This window comes from Streptomyces sp. NPDC096136, from assembly GCF_044763325.1.
Taxonomy (GTDB): domain Bacteria; phylum Actinomycetota; class Actinomycetes; order Streptomycetales; family Streptomycetaceae; genus Streptomyces.
Genome location: NZ_JBIWFZ010000003.1, coordinates 145,668 through 164,529, shown reverse-complemented (window position 1 = coordinate 164,529; position 18,862 = coordinate 145,668). Strand labels below are relative to the sequence as shown.

At 76.1% G+C, this 18,862-nt stretch carries 13 protein-coding genes; 6 read left to right on the top strand and 7 right to left on the bottom strand.

Annotation, left to right across the window (positions count from 1 at the left end; all coding sequences use genetic code 11):
• The first annotated feature begins 103 nt into the window (after nt 1-103).
• Nucleotides 104-706 (top strand): hypothetical protein, encoded by a 603-nt coding sequence (locus ACIRBY_RS07005; RefSeq protein ID WP_403897208.1) that lies wholly within the window; start codon nt 104-106, stop codon nt 704-706.
• A gap of 243 nt (nt 707-949) precedes the next feature.
• Here the strand turns inward: ACIRBY_RS07005 and ACIRBY_RS07000 are convergent, their stop codons facing one another.
• On the bottom strand, nt 950-2,599 hold the full coding sequence (locus ACIRBY_RS07000) for a DUF6350 family protein (RefSeq protein ID WP_403897205.1): 1,650 nt from the start codon (nt 2,597-2,599) through the stop codon (nt 950-952).
• Between the two features lie 124 nt (nt 2,600-2,723).
• Here ACIRBY_RS07000 and ACIRBY_RS06995 point away from each other — a divergent pair, with 124 nt between their 5' ends.
• Nucleotides 2,724-4,358 carry a helix-turn-helix domain-containing protein gene (locus ACIRBY_RS06995; protein WP_403897202.1) on the top strand — a complete coding sequence of 545 codons (1,635 nt, stop codon included), beginning with the start codon at nt 2,724-2,726 and terminating at the stop codon, nt 4,356-4,358.
• Nucleotides 4,359-4,446: 88 nt separating this feature from the next.
• Here the strand turns inward: ACIRBY_RS06995 and sucD are convergent, their stop codons facing one another.
• From sucD to ACIRBY_RS06970, 5 genes are all read right to left on the bottom strand, one after another.
• Nucleotides 4,447-5,334, bottom strand: a complete 888-nt coding sequence (gene sucD / locus ACIRBY_RS06990; RefSeq protein WP_042809390.1) for a succinate--CoA ligase subunit alpha — start codon at nt 5,332-5,334, stop codon at nt 4,447-4,449.
• Nucleotides 5,335-5,355: 21 nt separating this feature from the next.
• Nucleotides 5,356-6,534, bottom strand: coding sequence for an ADP-forming succinate--CoA ligase subunit beta (gene sucC / locus ACIRBY_RS06985; RefSeq protein WP_390687677.1), 1,179 nt, complete (start codon nt 6,532-6,534; stop codon nt 5,356-5,358).
• A 299-nt stretch (nt 6,535-6,833) separates the two neighbouring features.
• Entirely contained in the window at nt 6,834-7,991 is a 1,158-nt protein-coding gene (locus ACIRBY_RS06980; protein WP_403897199.1) for a VWA domain-containing protein, read from the bottom strand.
• A 215-nt stretch (nt 7,992-8,206) separates the two neighbouring features.
• Nucleotides 8,207-10,543, bottom strand: a complete 2,337-nt coding sequence (locus ACIRBY_RS06975) for a DUF5682 family protein (protein WP_403898204.1) — start codon at nt 10,541-10,543, stop codon at nt 8,207-8,209.
• Nucleotides 10,501-11,607, bottom strand: coding sequence for an AAA family ATPase (locus ACIRBY_RS06970; protein WP_403897196.1), 1,107 nt, complete (start codon nt 11,605-11,607; stop codon nt 10,501-10,503). Before ACIRBY_RS06970 ends, ACIRBY_RS06975 begins: the two co-directional genes overlap by 43 nt.
• A gap of 134 nt (nt 11,608-11,741) precedes the next feature.
• On the opposite strand from ACIRBY_RS06970, the gene ACIRBY_RS06965 reads away from it, so the two are divergent.
• Both ACIRBY_RS06965 and ACIRBY_RS06960 read left to right on the top strand, forming a co-directional pair.
• The gene (locus tag ACIRBY_RS06965) at nt 11,742-13,079 is read left to right on the top strand and encodes an SWIM zinc finger family protein (protein ID WP_403897193.1); all 1,338 of its coding nucleotides are present in this window, start codon (nt 11,742-11,744) and stop codon (nt 13,077-13,079) included.
• 309 nt (nt 13,080-13,388) lie between these two features.
• A complete protein-coding gene (locus ACIRBY_RS06960) occupies nt 13,389-14,957 on the top strand; it encodes a DUF5691 domain-containing protein (protein ID WP_403897191.1) in 1,569 nt (522 codons plus the stop codon).
• Nucleotides 14,958-15,610: 653 nt separating this feature from the next.
• Here ACIRBY_RS06960 and ACIRBY_RS06955 read toward each other — a convergent pair.
• A complete protein-coding gene (locus ACIRBY_RS06955; RefSeq protein WP_403897188.1) occupies nt 15,611-16,015 on the bottom strand; it encodes a cobalamin B12-binding domain-containing protein in 405 nt (134 codons plus the stop codon).
• 212 nt (nt 16,016-16,227) lie between these two features.
• Here ACIRBY_RS06955 and ACIRBY_RS06950 point away from each other — a divergent pair, with 212 nt between their 5' ends.
• Nucleotides 16,228-17,061 carry an esterase/lipase family protein gene (locus ACIRBY_RS06950; protein ID WP_403897186.1) on the top strand — a complete coding sequence of 278 codons (834 nt, stop codon included), beginning with the start codon at nt 16,228-16,230 and terminating at the stop codon, nt 17,059-17,061.
• A 297-nt stretch (nt 17,062-17,358) separates the two neighbouring features.
• Complete coding sequence (locus ACIRBY_RS06945; RefSeq protein WP_403898201.1) at nt 17,359-18,855, top strand: M23 family metallopeptidase; 1,497 nt, start codon at nt 17,359-17,361, stop codon at nt 18,853-18,855.
• The last annotated feature ends 7 nt before the right edge of the window (nt 18,856-18,862 follow it).

Sequence of the window (18,862 nt, the reverse complement as noted above, 5' to 3'; positions counted from 1 at the left end):
GGGACGGGGGGACGGGCGGGCGGTAGCGTCTGGTGTACAAGCCGTACGACCCGGCGCGCACCGGGTGCGCGACGTCCACGACACAGGGGAAGTAAGCCACTCGATGCCGGACCGCCGTCAGCCCGACCCCTCCACCGACGACAACCCGTTCGCGGCGCCCCCGGAGGGCCGGCCCGACCAGCCGTGGCAGCCCCGGCAGCCCCAGGGCCCGCGCGGCGGCGGCCCGTCCGGGCCCGGCCCCGACCCCGGCTCGGAGCCCGGGGGGCCGGCCCGCTGGGACCCGATGGACCCGGTCCAGCGGCGCGCGCGGTACGCGATGCTGGCGGGCATGTGGGGGTTCTTCTTCGGGATCTTCGGGATCCCGTCGGTGGGGCTGCTGCTCGGGGCGCTGGCGATGTACTGGGGGATCAGCGCGCTGCGCGGCCGCCCCGCGACTCCCGCCGACCCGGCGAAGGGCACCCCGGCCCAGCCGGGCGGCCTGTCCTCCCTCGGCCCGGCGGCCCGGCCGCAGCGGGCGGCGGCGATCAGCGGCCTGGTCTCGGCGACGCTGGCCCTGCTGCTGGCGGGCACCTCGTACGGGCTGCAGCTGGCGTACAAGGACTTCTACGTCTGCCGCGACGACGCGCTGACGCAGACGGCGGAACTCCAGTGCAACGACCTCCTCCCGGACAACATGATCGGCGACGTCCTCAAGGTCCAGCGCTAGCCGCCGCACGGGGCGGGCCGCCAAGCAGGGCCGGCCCCCTGCCCGCCCCGCGGCCTCCATCCCGTCCAGTGCTAGCCGCCGCACGGGGCCGACCGCAGAGCAGGGCCGGCCCCCGCCCGCCCCGCCGGCGTTCCTCCGTACGGGCGCTGCCCGGCCCGTCGGGGTACCCCCAGCGGCAAAGGGCGGGGCCGGGAGGCGGCTCCGCGCCGCGGCCCCCGGCCCCGCTCAGCCCTCCGGCCCCGCTCAGCCCTCCGGCCGCCGCCGCGCGAGCACCCGCGCCCCGACCACCGCCGGCACCAACGGCGCCGTCTCCAGCGCACCCTGACTCGCCGCCGCGTCCGTCCCCGGCGCAACCTCCGCGGCCTGCGCGGCAACCTCTCCGCCCGGGGCCTCCGCAGGCGGGGCTTCCGCGGGAGCCGGAGCCGCCGGCTCCTGCGCTGGCTCCGGAGTCGGCCGAAGCCCACCCGCGGGAGCGGCCGGCTCGGGAGCCGGCGGGGTCACGCCCGCGGGGGCGACCATCGGCGACGCCGCCTCCCGCAGCGCCGCCCACCTCAGCTCCCGCACCCCCGGGTCGTGCCACGCGTCCCCGCCCCCCGTACCCCCGGCGGAGCCCACCGGCCGGTTCCGGAACCCGTGCACCCCCACCGCCACCGGCACCGCCAGCAGCACCACCCACCCCGCCGCGGCCGCACCCGCCGCCCACCACACCGGCCCGAACGCCGCCAGCGCCCGCGTGCCCAGTGCCCCCGCCGACGCCGCCGCCAGCCCCGCCATCGCGAGCCCGCACACCACCGCCCCCAGCGCGGCCGTCAGCGCGGTCTCCCCGTACGAGACCTCCCGCGCCCGCCGCACCGCGAACCAGCCCACCACCAGCCCCGCCGCCACCGGCACCCCGGCCGCCGCCCACGTCAGCGGCGTCCCCGCACCCTCCGGAGGCAGCGCCGCCAGCAGCGGGAACCTCGGCAGCGCCGCCGCCCCCTCGAACCCGAGCGGTGTCGCCGTCGCCCCCGTGCCCACCGCGAACCCGGGCCCCAGCCCGTACGCCGCCCCCCACACCACCGCGTTCGGCACCAGCGTCACCGCCAGCAGCAGCACGGCAAACCGCCCCGACCACACCCCGGTCAGCGTCAGGAACGAGGACTGCACCTCCCCCGCGTGCCACACCAGCGACGCCCCGACCAGCACCGTCCCGCCGCCCAGCAGGACGAGCACCCCCGCCGCCCCCGACCGCAGCGCCAGCGCGTACCGCGGACGGGCCGCCGCCCGCCGCAGGGCCCCGGGGATCCAGCCCGGCAGCGGCCCCGCCGGCCGGCCCTTCACCGCCCACACCCCGACCGCCGCGGCGCACACGGCCACGAGCGGCAGGTGCCAGGCGGCACTGAGCGGGTCCGCCGGCATCGGCCCGCCGGCCGCGTAGACGGTGGCGAGCGCGCCCACCCCCAGGTAGCCGCAGAGCACGGCGGAGAACACCGCGCTCGCCGGCAGCACCTCCTCCGCCTCCGCCTCCGCCCCCACGCCGACTCCCACGCCGACCCCGGACGCGCTGCCCAGCCGGGCCGCCCTCCGCATCAGCAGCACGGGCAGCGCCACCAGCAGCAGCGGGGTCACGCCGACGGGGGCGGGAACCCCCGAAAGGGTGTCGTAGCGGACGAGTTCGGCCCCGTGGGCCATCAGCCACAGTCCGGCGGCGAGGTGCAGGGCCCCGCCGGGGCCGCTGTCCGGGTAGGGGGAGCTGATCCACAGCACGATCACGAGCACGGCCAGGAAGCCGAGCCCCAGTCCGGCGGCCACGGCGCCGCCCAGCACGCAGGCCGCGGCGGCCGGTGAACGGCGCGGCGCCCGGGCCTGCGGGGCCGCCGGCAACGGGGCCCCGCGTTCGATCACTTGGGTCACACCGTCATGGTGCCAACGACACGCGCTATGGGTGGGTAACAGGCGATTGTCCGTTGTGTCGCCCAATATACGTTTATGTACTTTATCGCCCAGTGCTGTGCTGCCAGGTCGCGGGGAGTGTGACATGACACCGGACGTCGATACGGGCTCCGGCTCGGAGCGGGGCCTGCCGCCCCCCAAGGAGCGCCGCCGGCTGCGCGAGTCGGGCGAACTGACGCACGAACAGGTCGCGACGGAGCTGGGGGTCACCGCCGGCACCGTCCGCTCGTGGGAGGCGGGCCGCACGGAGCCGGGCGCCCGTACGCGCGACGCGTACGCGGAACTCCTCGCCCGCCTCGCGCGCGCGGGCGCGGGCACCGGCCGGTCCACCAGCCCGAACACCCGCCCCGGACGGGCCTCGAAACGCGCCGCGAAACCCCCTTCCACCCCGCACCGCCCCGCGGCCCCCCACCCCACCCCCGCGCACCCGGCGCCCCTCCGGGCCGCCGCCGCGCCGGAGCCCGTTCCCCCGAAACCCACGGGGCCGCCTCCCACCGCACCGCCGGACGCCTGCGCACCCGACCCCGTCCCCCCGCGCATCCGGCCGGAGCCCCCCAGTCCGCCCCTCACCCCACCCGCCACCCCCGCGGCGGGCCGCGCCACGACGCGCGGCACAGCACCGGCCGCCGCACCGAACGCCGCACCGAACGCCGCGCCGGGGCCGTCCGCACCGAACGCCCGGCCCGAGCCGTCCGCACCGAACGCCCGGCCCGAGCCGTCCGCACCGGACGCCGGGTCGGAGCACAGCGCACCGGGCGCCGCTCCCCCGGCCGCCGCGCCTCCCGCACCCCCGCAGCCGCCCGCAGCCGCCCAACCCCCCGGCCCCGGCCCCGGGGCCGCGCCGGAACCCGCCGCGCCGGAACCCGCCGTGCCGGCACCCGCCCGGCCCGCGCGGCCGACGCGGCCCGCCGAGGCCTTCGACTCCCTCTACGCCTACTCCGCCCCCGCCCTGGTCCGCCAGGTCTACCTGCTGACGGGCCGTCGCGCCCTCGCGCAGGAGTCCGTGGAGCGGGCGTTCCGCCAGGCCTGGGCCCAGTGGCCCGAGGTGGCCACCGACCCCGATCCCGTCGGCTGGGTCCGCGCCGCCGCGTACGAGTACGCGCTCTCCCCCTGGCGCCGGCTCCGGCGCGCCCACCGGACCCTCGGCCGACCCGACAAGGCCCCGGCCGACCCCAACGACCGGATCCTGCTCGGGGCCCTGCTCGCCCTGCCGCCCGCGCACCGGCGGACCGTGCTGCTCTACGACGGCGTCGGCCTCGACCTGCCCGACACCGCCGCGGAGACCGAGGCCAGCACCCCCACCACCGGCAACCGCCTGCTGCGCGCCCACGCCGACCTCGCCGCCCGGCTCCCCGGGCTGGCCGGCGTGCCTGCGCAGGAGCAGTCGGCCGTGCTGCGCGCGTGGCTCGGCGCGGTGCGGCCCGCCGTGCCGCTGGAGCCCTCGCCGGCGGCCACCGTCCGCACCCTCAGCGAGCACCGCGCCCGCCGCTGGGCGCGGGCCGCACTCGTCCTGACCGCGGTGATCGCCGTCGCGACCGGGTACACCACCGTCACCGCGCCGGACCACTACGAGGCGCCGGTCGCACCCGGCACCAGCGTCTCCGGGGTCCCGCCGCTCGCCGGCCCGCCGCGGCTGACCGACACCGGCCGGGCCCTCCAGGACAAGCTCCGGGCCGAGCCGGCCGCCGGCCCCCACCGGCTCCACCCGACGCTGGAATGAGCGGGCGGGACGGAACGCGAAAAGGGCGTGGCCCGCACCCCGGAGGGTGCGGGCCACGCCCGTACAGCCGTACGACTGCCGCTACCGCTTACTTCGCTTCGAGGATCTCGCGCGCCAGCTTGGCGGTCTCGGTCGGGGTCTTGCCGACCTTGACGCCGGCGGCCTCGAGGGCCTCCTTCTTGGCCTGTGCGGTGCCGGAGGAGCCGGAGACGATGGCGCCGGCGTGGCCCATGGTCTTGCCCTCGGGGGCGGTGAAGCCCGCGACGTAACCGACGACCGGCTTGGTGACGTTCTTCGCGATGAAGTCCGCCGCACGCTCCTCGGCGTCGCCGCCGATCTCGCCGATCATGACGATGAGCTCGGTCTCCGGGTCGGCCTCGAAGGCCTCCAGGGCGTCGATGTGCGTGGTGCCGATGACCGGGTCGCCACCGATGCCGACGGCGGAGGTGAAGCCGATGTCGCGCAGCTCGTACATCATCTGGTAGGTCAGCGTGCCGGACTTGGACACGAGACCGATCTTGCCGGGCTTGGTGATGTCGCCCGGGATGATGCCGGCGTTGGACTGGCCGGGGGTGATCAGACCCGGGCAGTTCGGGCCGATGATGCGGGTCTTGTTGCCCTTGGCGGTCGCGTACGCCCAGAAGGCGGCGGAGTCGTGCACCGCGATGCCCTCGGTGATGACGACGGCCAGCGGGATCTCGGCGTCGATGGCCTCGACGACGGCGGCCTTGGCGAAGGCCGGCGGGACGAAGAGGACGGAGACGTTGGCGCCCGTCTTCTCCATCGCCTCGGCGACGGAACCGAAGACCGGGACCTCGGTGCCGTCGAAGTCGACGGACGTGCCGGCCTTGCGCGGGTTCACGCCACCGACGATGTTCGTGCCGTCAGCCAGCATCAGCTTGGTGTGCTTCATGCCCGTGGCACCGGTCATGCCCTGGACGATGACCTTGCTGTCCTTGTTGAGGAAGATAGCCATGTGAGTCTGTGACCTCTGCCCTTACTTCGCAGCCGCGAGCTCGGCGGCCTTGTCGGCCGCACCGTCCATGGTGTCCACGCGCTGCACCAGCGGGTGGTTGGCGTCCGAGAGGATCTTGCGACCCAGCTCGGCGTTGTTGCCGTCGAGGCGGACGACCAGCGGCTTGGTGACCGCCTCGCCCCGGTCCTCGAGCAGCTGCAGCGCCTGGACGATGCCGTTGGCGACCTCGTCACACGCGGTGATGCCACCGAAGACGTTGACGAACACGGACTTGACGTCCGGGTCGCCGAGGATGATCTCGAGGCCGTTGGCCATGACGGCGGCGGAGGCGCCACCGCCGATGTCGAGGAAGTTGGCGGGCTTCACGCCGCCGTGGTTCTCACCGGCGTACGCGACGACGTCGAGGGTGCTCATGACGAGACCCGCGCCGTTGCCGATGATGCCGACCTCACCGTCGAGCTTGACGTAGTTGAGGCCCTTCTCCTTGGCGGCGGCCTCGAGCGGGTTCGCGGCCGCGTGGTCCACGAACTCCTCGTGACCGGGCTGGCGGAACTCGGCGTTCTCGTCCAGGGAGACCTTGCCGTCGAGGGCGATGACCTCGCCGGAGGCGACCTTCGCGAGCGGGTTGACCTCGACGAGGAGCGCGTCCTCGGCGATGAAGGTCTGCCACAGGGTCACGAGGACCTCGGCGACCTTCTCGGCGACCTCGGCCGGGAACTTCGCCAGGGCGACGATCTCGCGGGCCTTCTCGATCGTGACGCCCTCGTTGGCGTTGACCGGGACCTTCGCGAGCTTCTCGGGGGTCTCCTCGGCGACCTGCTCGATGTCCATGCCGCCGGCGACCGAGGCCATGGCCAGGAAGGTGCGGTTGGTGCGGTCGAGCAGGTACGAGACGTAGTACTCCTCGAGGATCTCGGGAGCCGTCTCGGCGATCATCACCTTGTGGACCGTGTGGCCCTTGATGTCCATGCCCAGGATGTCCGTCGCGCGGGCGACGGCCTCGTCCGGGGTGGCGGCGAGCTTGACGCCGCCGGCCTTGCCGCGGCCGCCGACCTTCACCTGGGCCTTGACGACCGACTTGCCGCCCAGCTTCTCGGTGGCCTCGCGAGCCGCCTCAGGCGTGTCGATCACCTCACCGGCCAGCACCGGTACACCGTGCTTGGCGAAGAGGTCCCTCGCCTGGTACTCGAACAGGTCCACGCGCGTCCGTCCCTTGTCTTCAAAGATTCGCAGTGATTCGCGGTTTGTCTGCTATCTGCGTGGGCGTGCCGCGGAGGGCAACGTGACGGCGCTGTCACTGGGTAGGCGCACACGGTGACCGTGGACGCGGCATGTCCGTCTCGCAGGTTATCCCCGTGGGCCGTAGGACCCTAAATCACAGATCACACCTGAGCGGTGATACCTGTCACAGATCGCCTCACCGCGGAACTGCATGTTCGTGCGATCCGCCGATTCGCCGCCGGACCGCACGGGACCCGCCCGCGGCGGGCGCCGGCGGCTCACGGCACGGGCAGGGGGCGCTTCTCCAGCGCGGCCGCCATCACCTCCGGGAACAGGTCGGGCGTGCAGGCGAAGGCCGGGGCGCCGAGCGCGGCGAGGGCCGCGGCGTGCTCGCGGTCGTAGGCGGGGGCGCCCTCGTCGGACAGCGCGAGCAGGGCCACGAACTCCGCCCCGGACGCCTTCATCGAGGCGACCCGTTCGAGCATCTCGTCGCGTATCCCGCCCTCGTAGAGATCACTGATCAGGACGACGACCGTGTCGGCAGGACGGGTGATCCTGGTCTGGCAGTAGGCCAGGGCCCGGTTGATGTCGGTGCCGCCGCCGAGTTGGGTGCCGAAGAGGACGTCGACCGGATCGTCGAGCCGGTCGGTCAGGTCGACCACCGCCGTGTCGAACACGACCAGGCGGGTGGCGATCGCGCGCACGGAGGCCAGGACCGCCCCGAAGACGGAGGCGTAGACGACCGAGGCCGCCATCGATCCCGACTGGTCGATGCAGAGGACGACCTCCTTCCTGACCGCCCGGGCGGCCCGGCCGTGGCCGATGAGCCGTTCGGGTACGACGGTGCGGTACTCGGGGAGGTAGTTCTTGAGGTTGGCGCGGACGGTCCGGTCCCAGTCGATGTCCCGGTGGCGGGGGCGGGCGGTCCGGGCCGAGCGGTCGAGGGCGCCCGTGAGGGTGGCCCGGGTCCGGGTCGCGAGGCGCTCCTCCAGCTGCTCGACCACCTTGCGGACCACGGCCCGCGCCGTCTCCTTCGTCGTGTCGGGCATGGCCTTGTTCAGCGACAGCAGCGTGCCGACCAGGTGCACGTCCGGTTCGACGGCCTCCAGCATCTCCGGCTCCAGCAGGAGCGCGGACAGGCCGAGCCGCTCGATGGCGTCCCGCTGCATGACCTGGACCACCGGGCCGGGGAAGTAGGTACGGATGTCACCGAGCCAGCGCGCCACCCGCGGCGCGGACCCGCCGAGCCCGGCCGACCGCTCCGCCGTGCCCTTGCCGCCCCCTCCCCCGCCTCCGTAGAGCGCCGCCAGCGCCCCGTCCATCGCCGCGTCCCGGCCGCCGAGCGCCCGGCCGGTCCCGTCGGCCTCGCCTCCGAGCACCATCCGCCACCGCCGCAGCCGCTCGCCCCCGGCGGTCTCCGTGCCGCTCTCCGTCATCTGCCGTCCCCCTCCGACTCGTCGCCATGTCCGGGAGCCGGGCCCCCGCGTACCGCTGCGCGGGCCCCCTCCCCGCCCCGCCCTTCACCCTTCTCCGGGCCTCCGCCCCGAACCCCGCACCGGGCGCCGCCGCACCGTCCGGCCAGGGCAGGGGCCCTGAACCCGCACCGCCCGGCCAGGGTGACGCCGTTCCGCACCGCCCGGCCAGGGCGAGGTCACGCCGTCCCGAGGAGCAGTCGGGCCACCTCCGCCGCCGCGTCCGCGCGGGCCGGGTCCAGGTCCGGGGCGAAGCCCTCGGGAGCCGCCCCGGCGCCGACGGGCGTCCGCCGCGCGCCCGGACCGCGGCGGGCCAGTTCGCCCAGGGTCCGCTTCACCCCCGGTTCGTACGCCCCGAACGTCCGCCGCAGCAGCGGCAGTACGTCGACGAAGGCCCGCTCCGGGACCGCCACCAGCCAGGCGTCGACCAGGCCCAGCAGCCGCTCGTCGTGGACCAGCAGCGTGCCGCCGCCGGAGCCGCCGCCCGCGAACCCCTCGATCCAGCCCGCCGCGTCGGCCGGCGGGGCCGCCGGGGACAGGGCGAGGCCCATCAGCCGGGCCGTCTCCTCGGGCGGGAGCCGCCCGTCGTCCAGCAGCAGCCGCACGGCCCGGCCGCGTATCAGCCCGGGGACGGCGTCCCGTCCGGCCAGCTTCCGCAGTACGGCCGACCAGCGCTCCCTCAGCCCCTCCCCCGCACCGTCCAGCAGGGCGACCGCCCCGTGCACCCCGTCCAGGTGGCCCCGCAACTGCGCCGCCCCGTCGGCGTCGAGCCCGGCCGCGCAGGCCGGCGGCAGGGCCACGCAGATCCGCTCGGCCAGCCCGGCGGCGACCGTGGCGAGCGCCGCCGAGTCCGTACCGCGCACGTCCCCGTACCGCAGCGAGCGGGCCAGCGCGGGCAGCGCCCCGGCGAGCCGAGCCGCATCGGTGTCCAGCGCCGCCAGGTCGGCCAGCGCCCGCAGGACGGCGGGCAGTGCCTCCGACAGCCCGGCCAGCAGGCACCGCTCGGCCAGCGCCGTGACCTCCCCCAGGTCCCCGGCCCGCGCCGCCTCGGCCTCCGCCCTGGCGGTGGCCGCCCCCGGGACGGTGGTGCCCCAGATCCCGGCCTCGGCGACCCGCACCGACAGCTCCGGCTCCCAGCGCAGCCGCCAGGTCTCCCGGAAGGTGCCCGTCCCGCCCCGGGAGGCGGTGGGCACGCCCCAGTCGACCCCGAGCATCCGCAGCCGGTGCAGCAGCAGGGACTTGGCCGCGTCCGTGTCCTTGCGCAGGTCCAGCTCCAGCTCCCGCTCCCGGGCCTCCGCCCTGAGCCGCAGCGAGCGCTGCCGTCGCGTGAGGTCCCGCTGGAGCGGTACGGCGGGCGCCGCGTCCGGGACCTCCCCGAGCACGTCCCCGACGACGAGCCGGTCCTCGACCAGCGCGAGCGGTACGTCGGAGCCGTCGCACATCACGGCCCGCGCCGCCTCCAGGGTCTCGGCGAGCCCGGCCACCGGCCGGCCCCGCACGGCGGCCAGCGTCCCCGCCAGCCGCACCGCCTCGATGACGTGCGCGGAGGAGACCTGCCGGCCCTCCTCCCGGAGCAGCCCGGCCACCCGGGTCAGCCACCGCTCCACCGGCCGGTCGCGGGCCGCGAAGAGGTGCGCGTACCAGCCGGGCGAGGTGATGCCCGCGCCGTATCCGCCGGCCCGGGCGAGCCTGCGGTGGGTCCAGGGCACCCAGGTGGTCTCCACCCTGGTCCGGGGCAGTCCGGCGAGCAGCGCGCGGTCCGCCGCGACCGTCGTCCTCGCGCGCAGCGCCGGGACGTGCCAGGCGCCGCAGACCACCGCGTGGTCCTCGCCGAACTCCCGGCGGGCGGCGCGGATCCGCTGCCGCATGTGGGCCTCGCGGACCAGGTCGCGGGGCCGGCCGCCGTCCCCGTAGGTCTCGCGCAGGGCCCCCATGGCCTCCGCGAGGGCCTCGAAGGGGGCCAGCGGGTCCCGTACCGCTCCGCCGCCCCGGTGCTCGACCACGTCCTCCCACCAGAGCTCCGGGTCCTCGTACCCGGCGGTCTCCGCGAGCACGGCGAGCGGGTCCACCGGCAGCGCGCCGGCCGCAGGCGCGCCCGGCGCTCCGGTCCCGGGCCCCTCGGCGCCCGGCGCCTCCTCCTCGGGCGCGGCCAGCGCGTGGGCGGCGGGCAGGTCGATGAAGCGGACCGGAACGTCCCGCTCCTGGGCCCAGCGGAGGGCGACCCACTCCGGCGAGAACTCCGCCAGCGGCCAGAACGCGGCGCGGGCCGGATCGTCCGCCGCGTGGGCGAGGAGGGCGACGGGCGGGCGCATCCCCGGCTCGGCGGCCAGGGCGAGCAGCGCGTCCCCCTCGGGCGGCCCCTCGATCAGCACGGCCCGCGGCCGCGCCCGGTCCAGCGCGGCCCGCACCGCCCGGGCCGAGCCCGGGCCGTGGTGGCGGACGCCGAGCAGCAGCGGCCCGGCGGCTCCCGGGCTCACGCCGTCACCTCCCGGCAGGCGCGGTAGAAGTCCTTCCAGCCCTCGCGCTCGCGCACGACGGCTTCCAGGTACTCCTGCCAGACGACCCGGTCGGCGGCCGGGTCGCGGACGACGGCGCCCAGGATCCCCGCGGCCACGTCGGAGGGGCGCAGGACGCCGTCCCCGAAGTGGGCCGCGAGGGCGAGTCCTCCGGTGACCACGGAGATGGCCTCGGCGGTGGACAGGGTGCCGCTGGGCGACTTCACCTTGGTGCGGCCGTCGTCGGTGACCCCGTCGCGCAGCTCGCGGAAGACGGTGACGACCCGGCGGATCTCCTCCAGCCCCTCGGGCACGGCCGGCAGGTCCAGGGCGCGTCCCATCTGGTCCACGCGGCGGGCGACGATGTCGACCTCGGCGTCGGCGGTGGCCGGCAGCGGCAGGACGACCGTGTTGAAGCGGCGGCGCAGGGCGCTGGACAGCTCGTTGACCCCGCGGTCGCGGTCGTTGGCCGTGGCGATGAGGTTGAAGCCGCGCACGGCCTGGACCTCCTCGCCGAGCTCCGGTATCGGGAGGGTCTTCTCGGACAGGACGGTGATGAGGGTGTCCTGGACGTCGGCGGGGATGCGGGTGAGCTCCTCGACGCGGGCGGTCATGCCCTGCGCCATCGCCCGCATGACGGGGCTGGGCACGAGGGCCTCGCGGCTGGGGCCGTGGGCGAGGAGGCGGGCGTAGTTCCAGCCGTAGCGGATGGCCTCCTCGGGGGTGCCGGCCGTGCCCTGGACGAGCAGGGTGGAGTCGCCGCTGACGGCGGCGGCCAGGTGCTCGGAGACCCAGGTCTTGGCGGTGCCGGGGACGCCGAGCAGGAGGAGGGCGCGATCGGTCGCGAGGGTGGTGACGGCGACCTCGACGATCCGGCGCGGGCCGACGTACTTGGGCGTGACGACGGTGCCGTCGGCGAGCGTTCCGCCCTGGAGGTAGGTGGCCACGGCCCACGGGGAGAGTCTCCAGCGGGCGGGGCGGGGCCGGTCGTCGGCGGCTTCGAGGGCTTTCAGTTCGTGCGCGAAGGCGTCCTCGGCATGCGGTCGCAGTGCCTCGGTGCCGGTGCCGTTCCCGTGCGTGCTCATGGTCCCCCTCCGATGCTCCGCAGCCGCTCCCGACTGCTGGATCCACCGTGCACCATGCCACTGACAACACCCCTGCCCCGAGACGTCGTTGCAGGTCAGAGCGATTGTCAGTGGGGGTCTCTACGGTGGTTCCCATGACTGAGCAGGGGGTCCGCTGGACGGCGGAACAGGTACTGGCTCTGGCTCCTGACGACGCGTCGCGGAAGGCGGGGGGTGGGCTCGGCAGGGCGGGTTCGTGGTCCCGGACCGGAGGTTCCGCTTCCGGTGCGGTGTGGGGGTCGTGCAAGGGCAGCGGCAGTACGCCGTACCGGACGGTCGTCGACCCGGCCGGTCCCGCCTACAAGTGCTCCTGCCCGAGCCGGAAGTTCCCGTGCAAGCACGCGCTGGGGCTGCTGCTGCTCTGGTCCGCGCAGGGTCTGGGCGATCCGGCCGAGGCCCCGGACTGGGCGGCGGCCTGGCTGGCGGAGCGCGCGGCGAAGGCCGCGCGGCCGGCGGCCGGACCGGTCGACGCCGAGGCGGCCCGCAAGCGGGCCGAGCGGCGCGCCGAGCGGATCGGCGCGGGCGTCGCCGAGCTGGAGCGCCGGCTCGCGGACCTGCTGCGCGGCGGGATCGCCGGCCAGGCGCAGGCGGGGTACGCGCCCTGGGAGGACACGGCCGCCCGGATGGTCGACGCCCAGGCTCCCGGACTGGCCTCGCGGGTACGGGAGTTGGGGGCAATACCCGGTTGCGGCCCCGGCTGGCCCGCCCGGATGCTTGAGGAGTTCGCGCTGCTGCACCTGCTGGACCGGGCCTGGACGGGGGTGTCCGGACTGCCGGAGCCGCTGGCCGCGACCGTCCGGAACCGGGTGGGGCTGCCGTCCTCGGCGGAGGGGGAGACCGTCCGGGACCGCTGGCTCGTACTCGCCCAGTACGACTCGGTGTCCCCGGACGGCCGCCTCACCACCCGCCGGACATGGCTGCGCGGGCTGGGGAGCGGACGGCCGGCGCTGGTGCTGGACTTCGGACCGCCCGGGCGGGCGCCGGGGCTGGCGCTGCCCGTCGGACTGGTGCTGGAGGCGGAAGCCCGCTTCCGGCCCGGGACGGCGGGGCTGCGGGCGGACCTGGGGGACCGTGCCCCGGCCGTGGCGGCGCACGCCCGGGCTCCGGCCGGGGTGGGCACCGGTGAGGCCCTGGAGGCCTACGGGGCGGCGCTGCGGGAGGACCCGTGGCTGGAGTCCTGGCCGGTGGTCCTGGGCCCGGTGATCCCGATACCGGGTGAGGCGGGCGACGGGGTCTGGCAGGTCGCGGACGCGGAGGGGGCGTGCGCGCTGCCGGTGGCACCCGGCGGGGGCCGTTCGCGGTCCGCGCTGTGGCAGCTGGCCGCCCTCTCGGGCGGCGGCCCGGTCACGGTGTTCGGCGAGTGCGGCCACCGCGGCTTCACCCCGCTGACGGCCTGGCAGCCCGGCTCGCCCGAGCCGGTGCCGCTGATCTGAGGAAGGGCGCGACCAACCGAAAACGCAGGGGGCCTGGGGGGATCCATGCCGTCTCGCAGACCGACATGGAGGACGCGGAGGCGCGGGGGCGCCGATGCGCGGACGAGGAGCCGGGGGGCTTTCATGAACGACAACCACGCCAGCTGAGCACGGTCGTGCGGCAGGTCCGGGTCCGGTCCCGCGGAGGGGGCGGGACCGGACCCGGACCGCCGGCACGACGCACGACGCACGACGCACGACGGACCACCGACCACGACGACCGACGACCGACGACCGACGACCGACGGGGAACGACCAGGGAGGGGCCCGATGGGCAAGGCCGACGACGGATACGCGGACGGGGACTGGGAGGAGCTGGTCACCGCCGCGCTGCTGGGCACCGAGCGGCGGGGCGGCACACCGGAGGCACTGCTCGACGCGGCCGCCGTCCGGACGCTGCGCCGCCGCGCCGGGCTGCGGCCCGCACCGGCGGCCCGGCGGCCGGACCCCGCTCCGCGGGATCCGCGCCCCGCGCCGCCGGACGCCGCCGGGCGGCGGCTCGCGCTCCTCCTCGCGGGCCGCACCGCCGGGGCCGGCACCGGGCGGCGGGGGGCCGCCCCGGATCTGACGGAGCTGCTCCCGCAGTGGCTGGCCGCCGCCGGACGGCACGGCTACCGGGCGCCCTCGGCGCTGGTCCCGGCGCTGATGGACGCGGCCCGGGCCCGCACCGACCTGCGCCCGCAGGCCCTGGCCCTGGCCGGCGCGCGGGGGCTCTGGCTGGCCCGGCTGAACCCGGAGTGGCGGTTCGCGCTGCGCGGCACGGCGGGCGGCACCGGCGAACTGCCCGACCCCGCCGACGAAGAGGCGGTGGCCCGGCTCTGGGAGGAGGGCCTGTTCGCCGAACGGGTCGCCCTGCTCGGCGCCGTGCGGGCCCATGAGGCCACGGCCGCGACCCGGCTGCTGGCCACCACCTGGGACGACGAGCGGGCAGAGGACCGGCTGATGTTCCTCGACTCGCTGCGGACCGGGCTGTCGATGGCCGACGAGCCGTTCCTGGAGGCGGCGCTGGGCGACCGCGGCCGCAACGTCCGGGCGACGGCCGCGGAACTGCTGTCCGCCCTGCCCGGGTCGGCGCTGGCCGGGCGGATGGCGGAGCGGGCGCTGGCCTGCGTGGGCCCGGAGGGGGTGGAGCCGCCGGCCGAGTGCGACGCGGGGATGCTGCGCGACGGCGTGGTCAAGCGGCCGCCCGCGGGGCGCGGGGAGCGGGCGTGGTGGCTCGGCCAGCTGGTGGAGGCGGCTCCGCTGTCCTGCTGGCGGGACCGGTTCGGCGGGCTGGACCCGGCGGAGCTGGTGGCGCTGCCGGTGGCCGAGGGCTGGGCGGAGGAGATACACGCCGCCTGGTGCCGGGCGGCGGTGCGGCAGCGCGACGCGCAGTGGTCGAAGGCGCTGCTGGGCGCGGCGTCCGCGCCGCCCGCGGCGGGGCCGGGGACGGCGTCGCTCGCGGAGCGGGCCAAACTGCTGGAGACCCTGCCGGAGGGGGAACGGGCCGAGTGGGTCGCGGAGTTCGTCCGGGCGAACGGGCTGTCGGAGGCGTTCCAGCTGCTCGGGGTCTGCCGGGTGCCGTGGGCGGGCGCGCTGGGGCGGGCGGTCGTGGACGCGCTGGACGCGGCGCGGGCCGCGGGGGGCTATCCGTGGAGCTTCAGCGGGGTGATGGGGTTGGCGGAGCGCTGCCTCGATCCCGCGGAGGCGGGGCGGCTGGAGGCGCTCACCGCCACCGTCGAGGAGGTGCCGGAAGGGGGGTCCGGGGCCGCCGCCTACTGGGCCGAGGCCTTCCGGCGGCTGGTGGCGACCCTGCGCCTACGGGCCGCCATGCTCGCGGAGCTGGCGCCGGCGTCCTGACGCACGTGCGCCGAGGTCCTGCTGCCGCCGGGGGGGCAGCCGCGCGGGGGGCCGCCGCACGGGGTCGGCCGACACGCGGGGTTGGCCGACACCCGGGGGGGAGGGCGACCCGCGGGGGCCGACCCTACGGGGAGGGCGACGCGGGAGGGGCGCCGCGGGGGGGCGGCCGACACGCGGGGGGGCAACCCGCGGGGGCCGACCCTACGGGGGGGCGCCGCGCGGGGGGGGCGCCGCACGGGGGCGGCCGACACGCAGGGGGGCGCCGCAGGGGGGCCGCCGCACGGGGGGGGGCGGCCGACACACGGGGGGGCGACACGCGGGGGCCGACCCTACGGGGGGGGCGCCGCACGGGGGGGGCGGCCAACACACGGGGGGGGGCGACACGCGGGGGCCGACCCTACGGGGAGGCGCCGCGCGGGGGGCCGCCGCACGGGGGCGGCCGACACGCAGGGGGGCGCCGCGGGGGGGGACCCGCGGGGAGGACAACGCGGGGGGGGCGCCGCGCGGGGTGGGCTTGCTCGCCCCGCGCTCCACCCGTCCCTAGGGTGTCCGCCCCCGGCGCCGGTTCCGTAGGCTCCGCGCCCGGTCTCCCGGGCCACCGCCGCGAGGCGCCGTCGGCGCGGGCCTCAGGAGCGGGAGCCGCCGGACGGCTCCTAGGCCGAGCGGACGTTCGCGTTGACCCACTCGACGATCGCCGTCGTCGTCGCGCCCGGGGTGAAGATCGCGGCCACGCCCTTCTCCTTCAGGGGGGCGATGTCGTCCTCCGGGATGATCCCGCCGCCGAAGACCTTGATGTCCTCCGCGTCGCGCTCCTTCAGGAGTTCCAGCACCCGCACGAACAGCGTGTTGTGCGCCCCCGAGAGGATCGACAGGCCGATGGCGTCGGCGTCCTCCTGGATCGCGGTGTCCACGATCTGCTCGGGGGTCTGGTGCAGGCCCGTGTAGATGACCTCCATGCCCGCGTCCCGCAGCGCCCGCGCGATCACCTTGGCCCCGCGGTCGTGGCCGTCGAGACCCGGCTTGGCCACCACCACACGGATCGGACCGGTCACACCCATCGCACTGCCTCCCGAGTGAACGAACGTTAAGTACAGCATTGCGCACCGCACCGTTTCACGGTCAACGGGGAGGGGGAAATCACACGTGGGACGCCGTTGATTCACCTCGCCCAGTCGCCCCGCCACCGCGCCGCCAGCCGCACGGCACGGTGGCGGGGCCACGTCGGCAGCCGGCACGGCCCCGCACCCAAGAGGTCCAGGGGAGGCCGTCGATGGGGCTGACGATCGCACCGCTGCCCGTCCCGCTCTCGGGGGCCGCCCTCCGGGCCGCGGTCCTCGAGGCGGTGGTGCTCGCCGGGCACATGCTCCTCTACCCGAGTGGAGTCCGGGAGGAGCGCAGGGCGGGACACCGCGCCGGATCCGGGCAGCTGCCACCCGTGCTGCTGCTGCACGGCTTCACCGACAACCGGTCGGTGTTCGTCCTGCTGCGCCGCGCCCTCGGCGCGGGCGGCCGGCGGCGCGTGGAGACGTACAACTACTCCCCCTTCACCGTCGACCTGCGGGTCACCGCCCGTCATCTCGCCCGGCGCGTCGAGGAGCTGTGCGAGCGCAGCGGCCAGGACCGGGTGGACCTCGTGGGGCACAGCCTGGGCGGGCTGGTCGGGCGGTACTACGTCCAGTGCCTGGGCGGCGACGCCCGCGTGCGGACGCTGGTCACCCTCGGCACCCCGCACGGCGGGACCCGGGTCGCCCCCTTCATGGACGCCCACCCCCTGGTCCGCCAGATGCGCCCGGACTCCCCGGTGATGGCCGAGCTGCGCGCGCCCGCGCCCGGCTGCCGAACCCGGTGCGTGGCCTTCTGGAGCGCGTTCGACACGCTGATGGCCCCCACCGGCACGGCCCGGATCGAGCACCCGGACCTGGACGCGACGAACATCGAGGTCACCGGAATCGGACATCTCGCCCTTCCGGTGCATCCCGCCGTCATCACCGCCGTGCGACGCGCCCTGGACGGCCCGGTGCGCGACGCCGACGCCGATGCTGCGCGGGGGCCCGTGCGGAACCTCGGCTCCGCCGGAACCGAGGGGGAGGGAATGGTCGTCTGAGCCCCGGGCGTCGCCGCGCGGGTCCTCGTGTTCGCCTACAACACCGGACGACCTTCAGTCGAACGAATTTCGAACTCAAGGCCAAGGCTCGGTCTTTCGGCGACCGAAAGACGGCCGAATGCCCGGTTCCCCCGAGGACGAAACCCTCCGAAGATTGTCGAGGCGAGTAACCGCCGGGTACAGTCACGCCACTGCTCTCCTCCGGTGAACCTCGAGTTCCCCGGCCACCCAGGCCCCCACTGCCGAGGCGAAAGAGAACTGGTGAACGACCGCCCGACGTCGGGCCAGTACCCCGAAATGGGGCACGACGGCCTTTCCACCACCACTTTCGCTGGTGACCAGTCCTACGTTTCCTACGAAACGCAGGGCCAGGGCTATCAGTACGTCACCGACTACGCCGCTTCCGGCAGTTACGGGACCTACGACGCGTACGGCGCGTACGCCTCGTCCGCCGACACGGGCGCCTACGACACCACGGCCTGGACCACGCAGCAGTCCTACCTCTCCAGCGTCCCGGCCCAGACCGTCCCCGAGGACACGACGGGCTCCTGGGACGCGAGCGCCTGGAACGCCGCGCACTCCGGCGGCACCGACCACCCGGCGGCCTCCTTCGGGTACGACTCCGCCGGCGCCGAGCAGACCGGCCAGTGGGACTTCACCGGTTACGCGCACGGGCAGGACACCGGCGCCTACGACGCCACCGCCTGGAACAGCGCCGGCGGCACGCAGCAGGTCCTGGAGCAGGAGCCCGGGGCCGTCGCCGGCGGGTACGACGCCACGACCGTCGTCCCGGCCTACCCCGACACCGACGCGTACGCCGACGACGAGACCTCCGTCTTCGAGCCCCTGGGCCCCGCCCTCCCCACCGAGGACGACGGGCCGCAGTTCATCGACGCCGTGCACGACATGCCCACGCAGGCGGTACCCCTCACCTCCGCCGCCACCGAACCGCGCTCGGCGCGCCGGGCCGGCGGCCGGGCCGGGGCCAAGGCGAACGGCAAGGCGAACGGCAAGACGAACGGCAAGGCCGGCGCCAAGGACAAGGCGGGCAGCGCCCGGCGCCGTACGCCGGCCAAGCGGTCCGCCCTGCTGACCGTGGCCGTCCCCTCCGCCTGCGTGATGGGTGTCGCCGGCATCGCCGCCGCCTCCGTCGGCGGTCTCACCGGCGGTGACAAGCCGTCCGAGGACACCACCACGATGGCCGCCCCCGACCCGGCGTCGGTGAAGCCGGTCGCGGCGAACAACAAGCTCGACACCCAGCTGGCCGCCCTCAGCGCCGACGCCGGCGACTTCGCCGACCGCGCGAGCCGCACCCAGGAGCGGATCGACCTCAAGCAGCGCCAGGACGAGGAGAAGAAGAAGCGGGCCGAGGAGGCGGCGGCCAAGGAGGCGGCCCGCCCGAAGTTCGCGATCCCCGTCGCCCAGCACGGCCTGAGCGCCATGTTCGGCCAGGCCGGCGGCATGTGGATGTCCGTGCACACCGGCATCGACTTCCCGGTCTCCTACGGCACCCCGGTCATGGCCGCCACCGACGGCACCATGCGCACGCAGTGGAACAGCGCCTACGGGAACATGGCCATCCTGACCTCCCCCGACGGCACCGAGACCTGGTACTGCCACCTCAGCAGCACCAAGATCCGGTCCGGGCAGGTCAAGGCCGGCGACGTCATCGCGTACTCCGGCAACTCCGGCAACTCCACCGGTCCGCACCTCCACTTCGAGGTGCGGCCCGGCTCCGGCGCCGCCATCGACCCCCTGGCCTGGCTGCGCAGCCACGGCCTGGACCCGACGTAGCAGCCGG

Bases quoted from the DNA above. Each gene is read 5' to 3' on its own strand.
- ACIRBY_RS06995 (WP_403897202.1), top strand. From the start codon at position 2,724: ATGACACCGGACGTCGATACGGGCTCCGGCTCGGAGCGGGGCCTGCCG.
- ACIRBY_RS06955 (WP_403897188.1), bottom strand. From the start codon at position 16,015: ATGGGTGTGACCGGTCCGATCCGTGTGGTGGTGGCCAAGCCGGGTCTC.
- ACIRBY_RS07005 (WP_403897208.1), top strand. From the start codon at position 104: ATGCCGGACCGCCGTCAGCCCGACCCCTCCACCGACGACAACCCGTTC.
- ACIRBY_RS06970 (WP_403897196.1), bottom strand. From the start codon at position 11,607: ATGAGCACGCACGGGAACGGCACCGGCACCGAGGCACTGCGACCGCAT.
- ACIRBY_RS06960 (WP_403897191.1), top strand. From the start codon at position 13,389: ATGGGCAAGGCCGACGACGGATACGCGGACGGGGACTGGGAGGAGCTG.
- sucD (WP_042809390.1), bottom strand. From the start codon at position 5,334: ATGGCTATCTTCCTCAACAAGGACAGCAAGGTCATCGTCCAGGGCATG.
- ACIRBY_RS06950 (WP_403897186.1), top strand. From the start codon at position 16,228: ATGGGGCTGACGATCGCACCGCTGCCCGTCCCGCTCTCGGGGGCCGCC.
- ACIRBY_RS06965 (WP_403897193.1), top strand. From the start codon at position 11,742: ATGACTGAGCAGGGGGTCCGCTGGACGGCGGAACAGGTACTGGCTCTG.
- ACIRBY_RS06980 (WP_403897199.1), bottom strand. From the start codon at position 7,991: ATGACGGAGAGCGGCACGGAGACCGCCGGGGGCGAGCGGCTGCGGCGG.
- ACIRBY_RS06945 (WP_403898201.1), top strand. From the start codon at position 17,359: ATGGGGCACGACGGCCTTTCCACCACCACTTTCGCTGGTGACCAGTCC.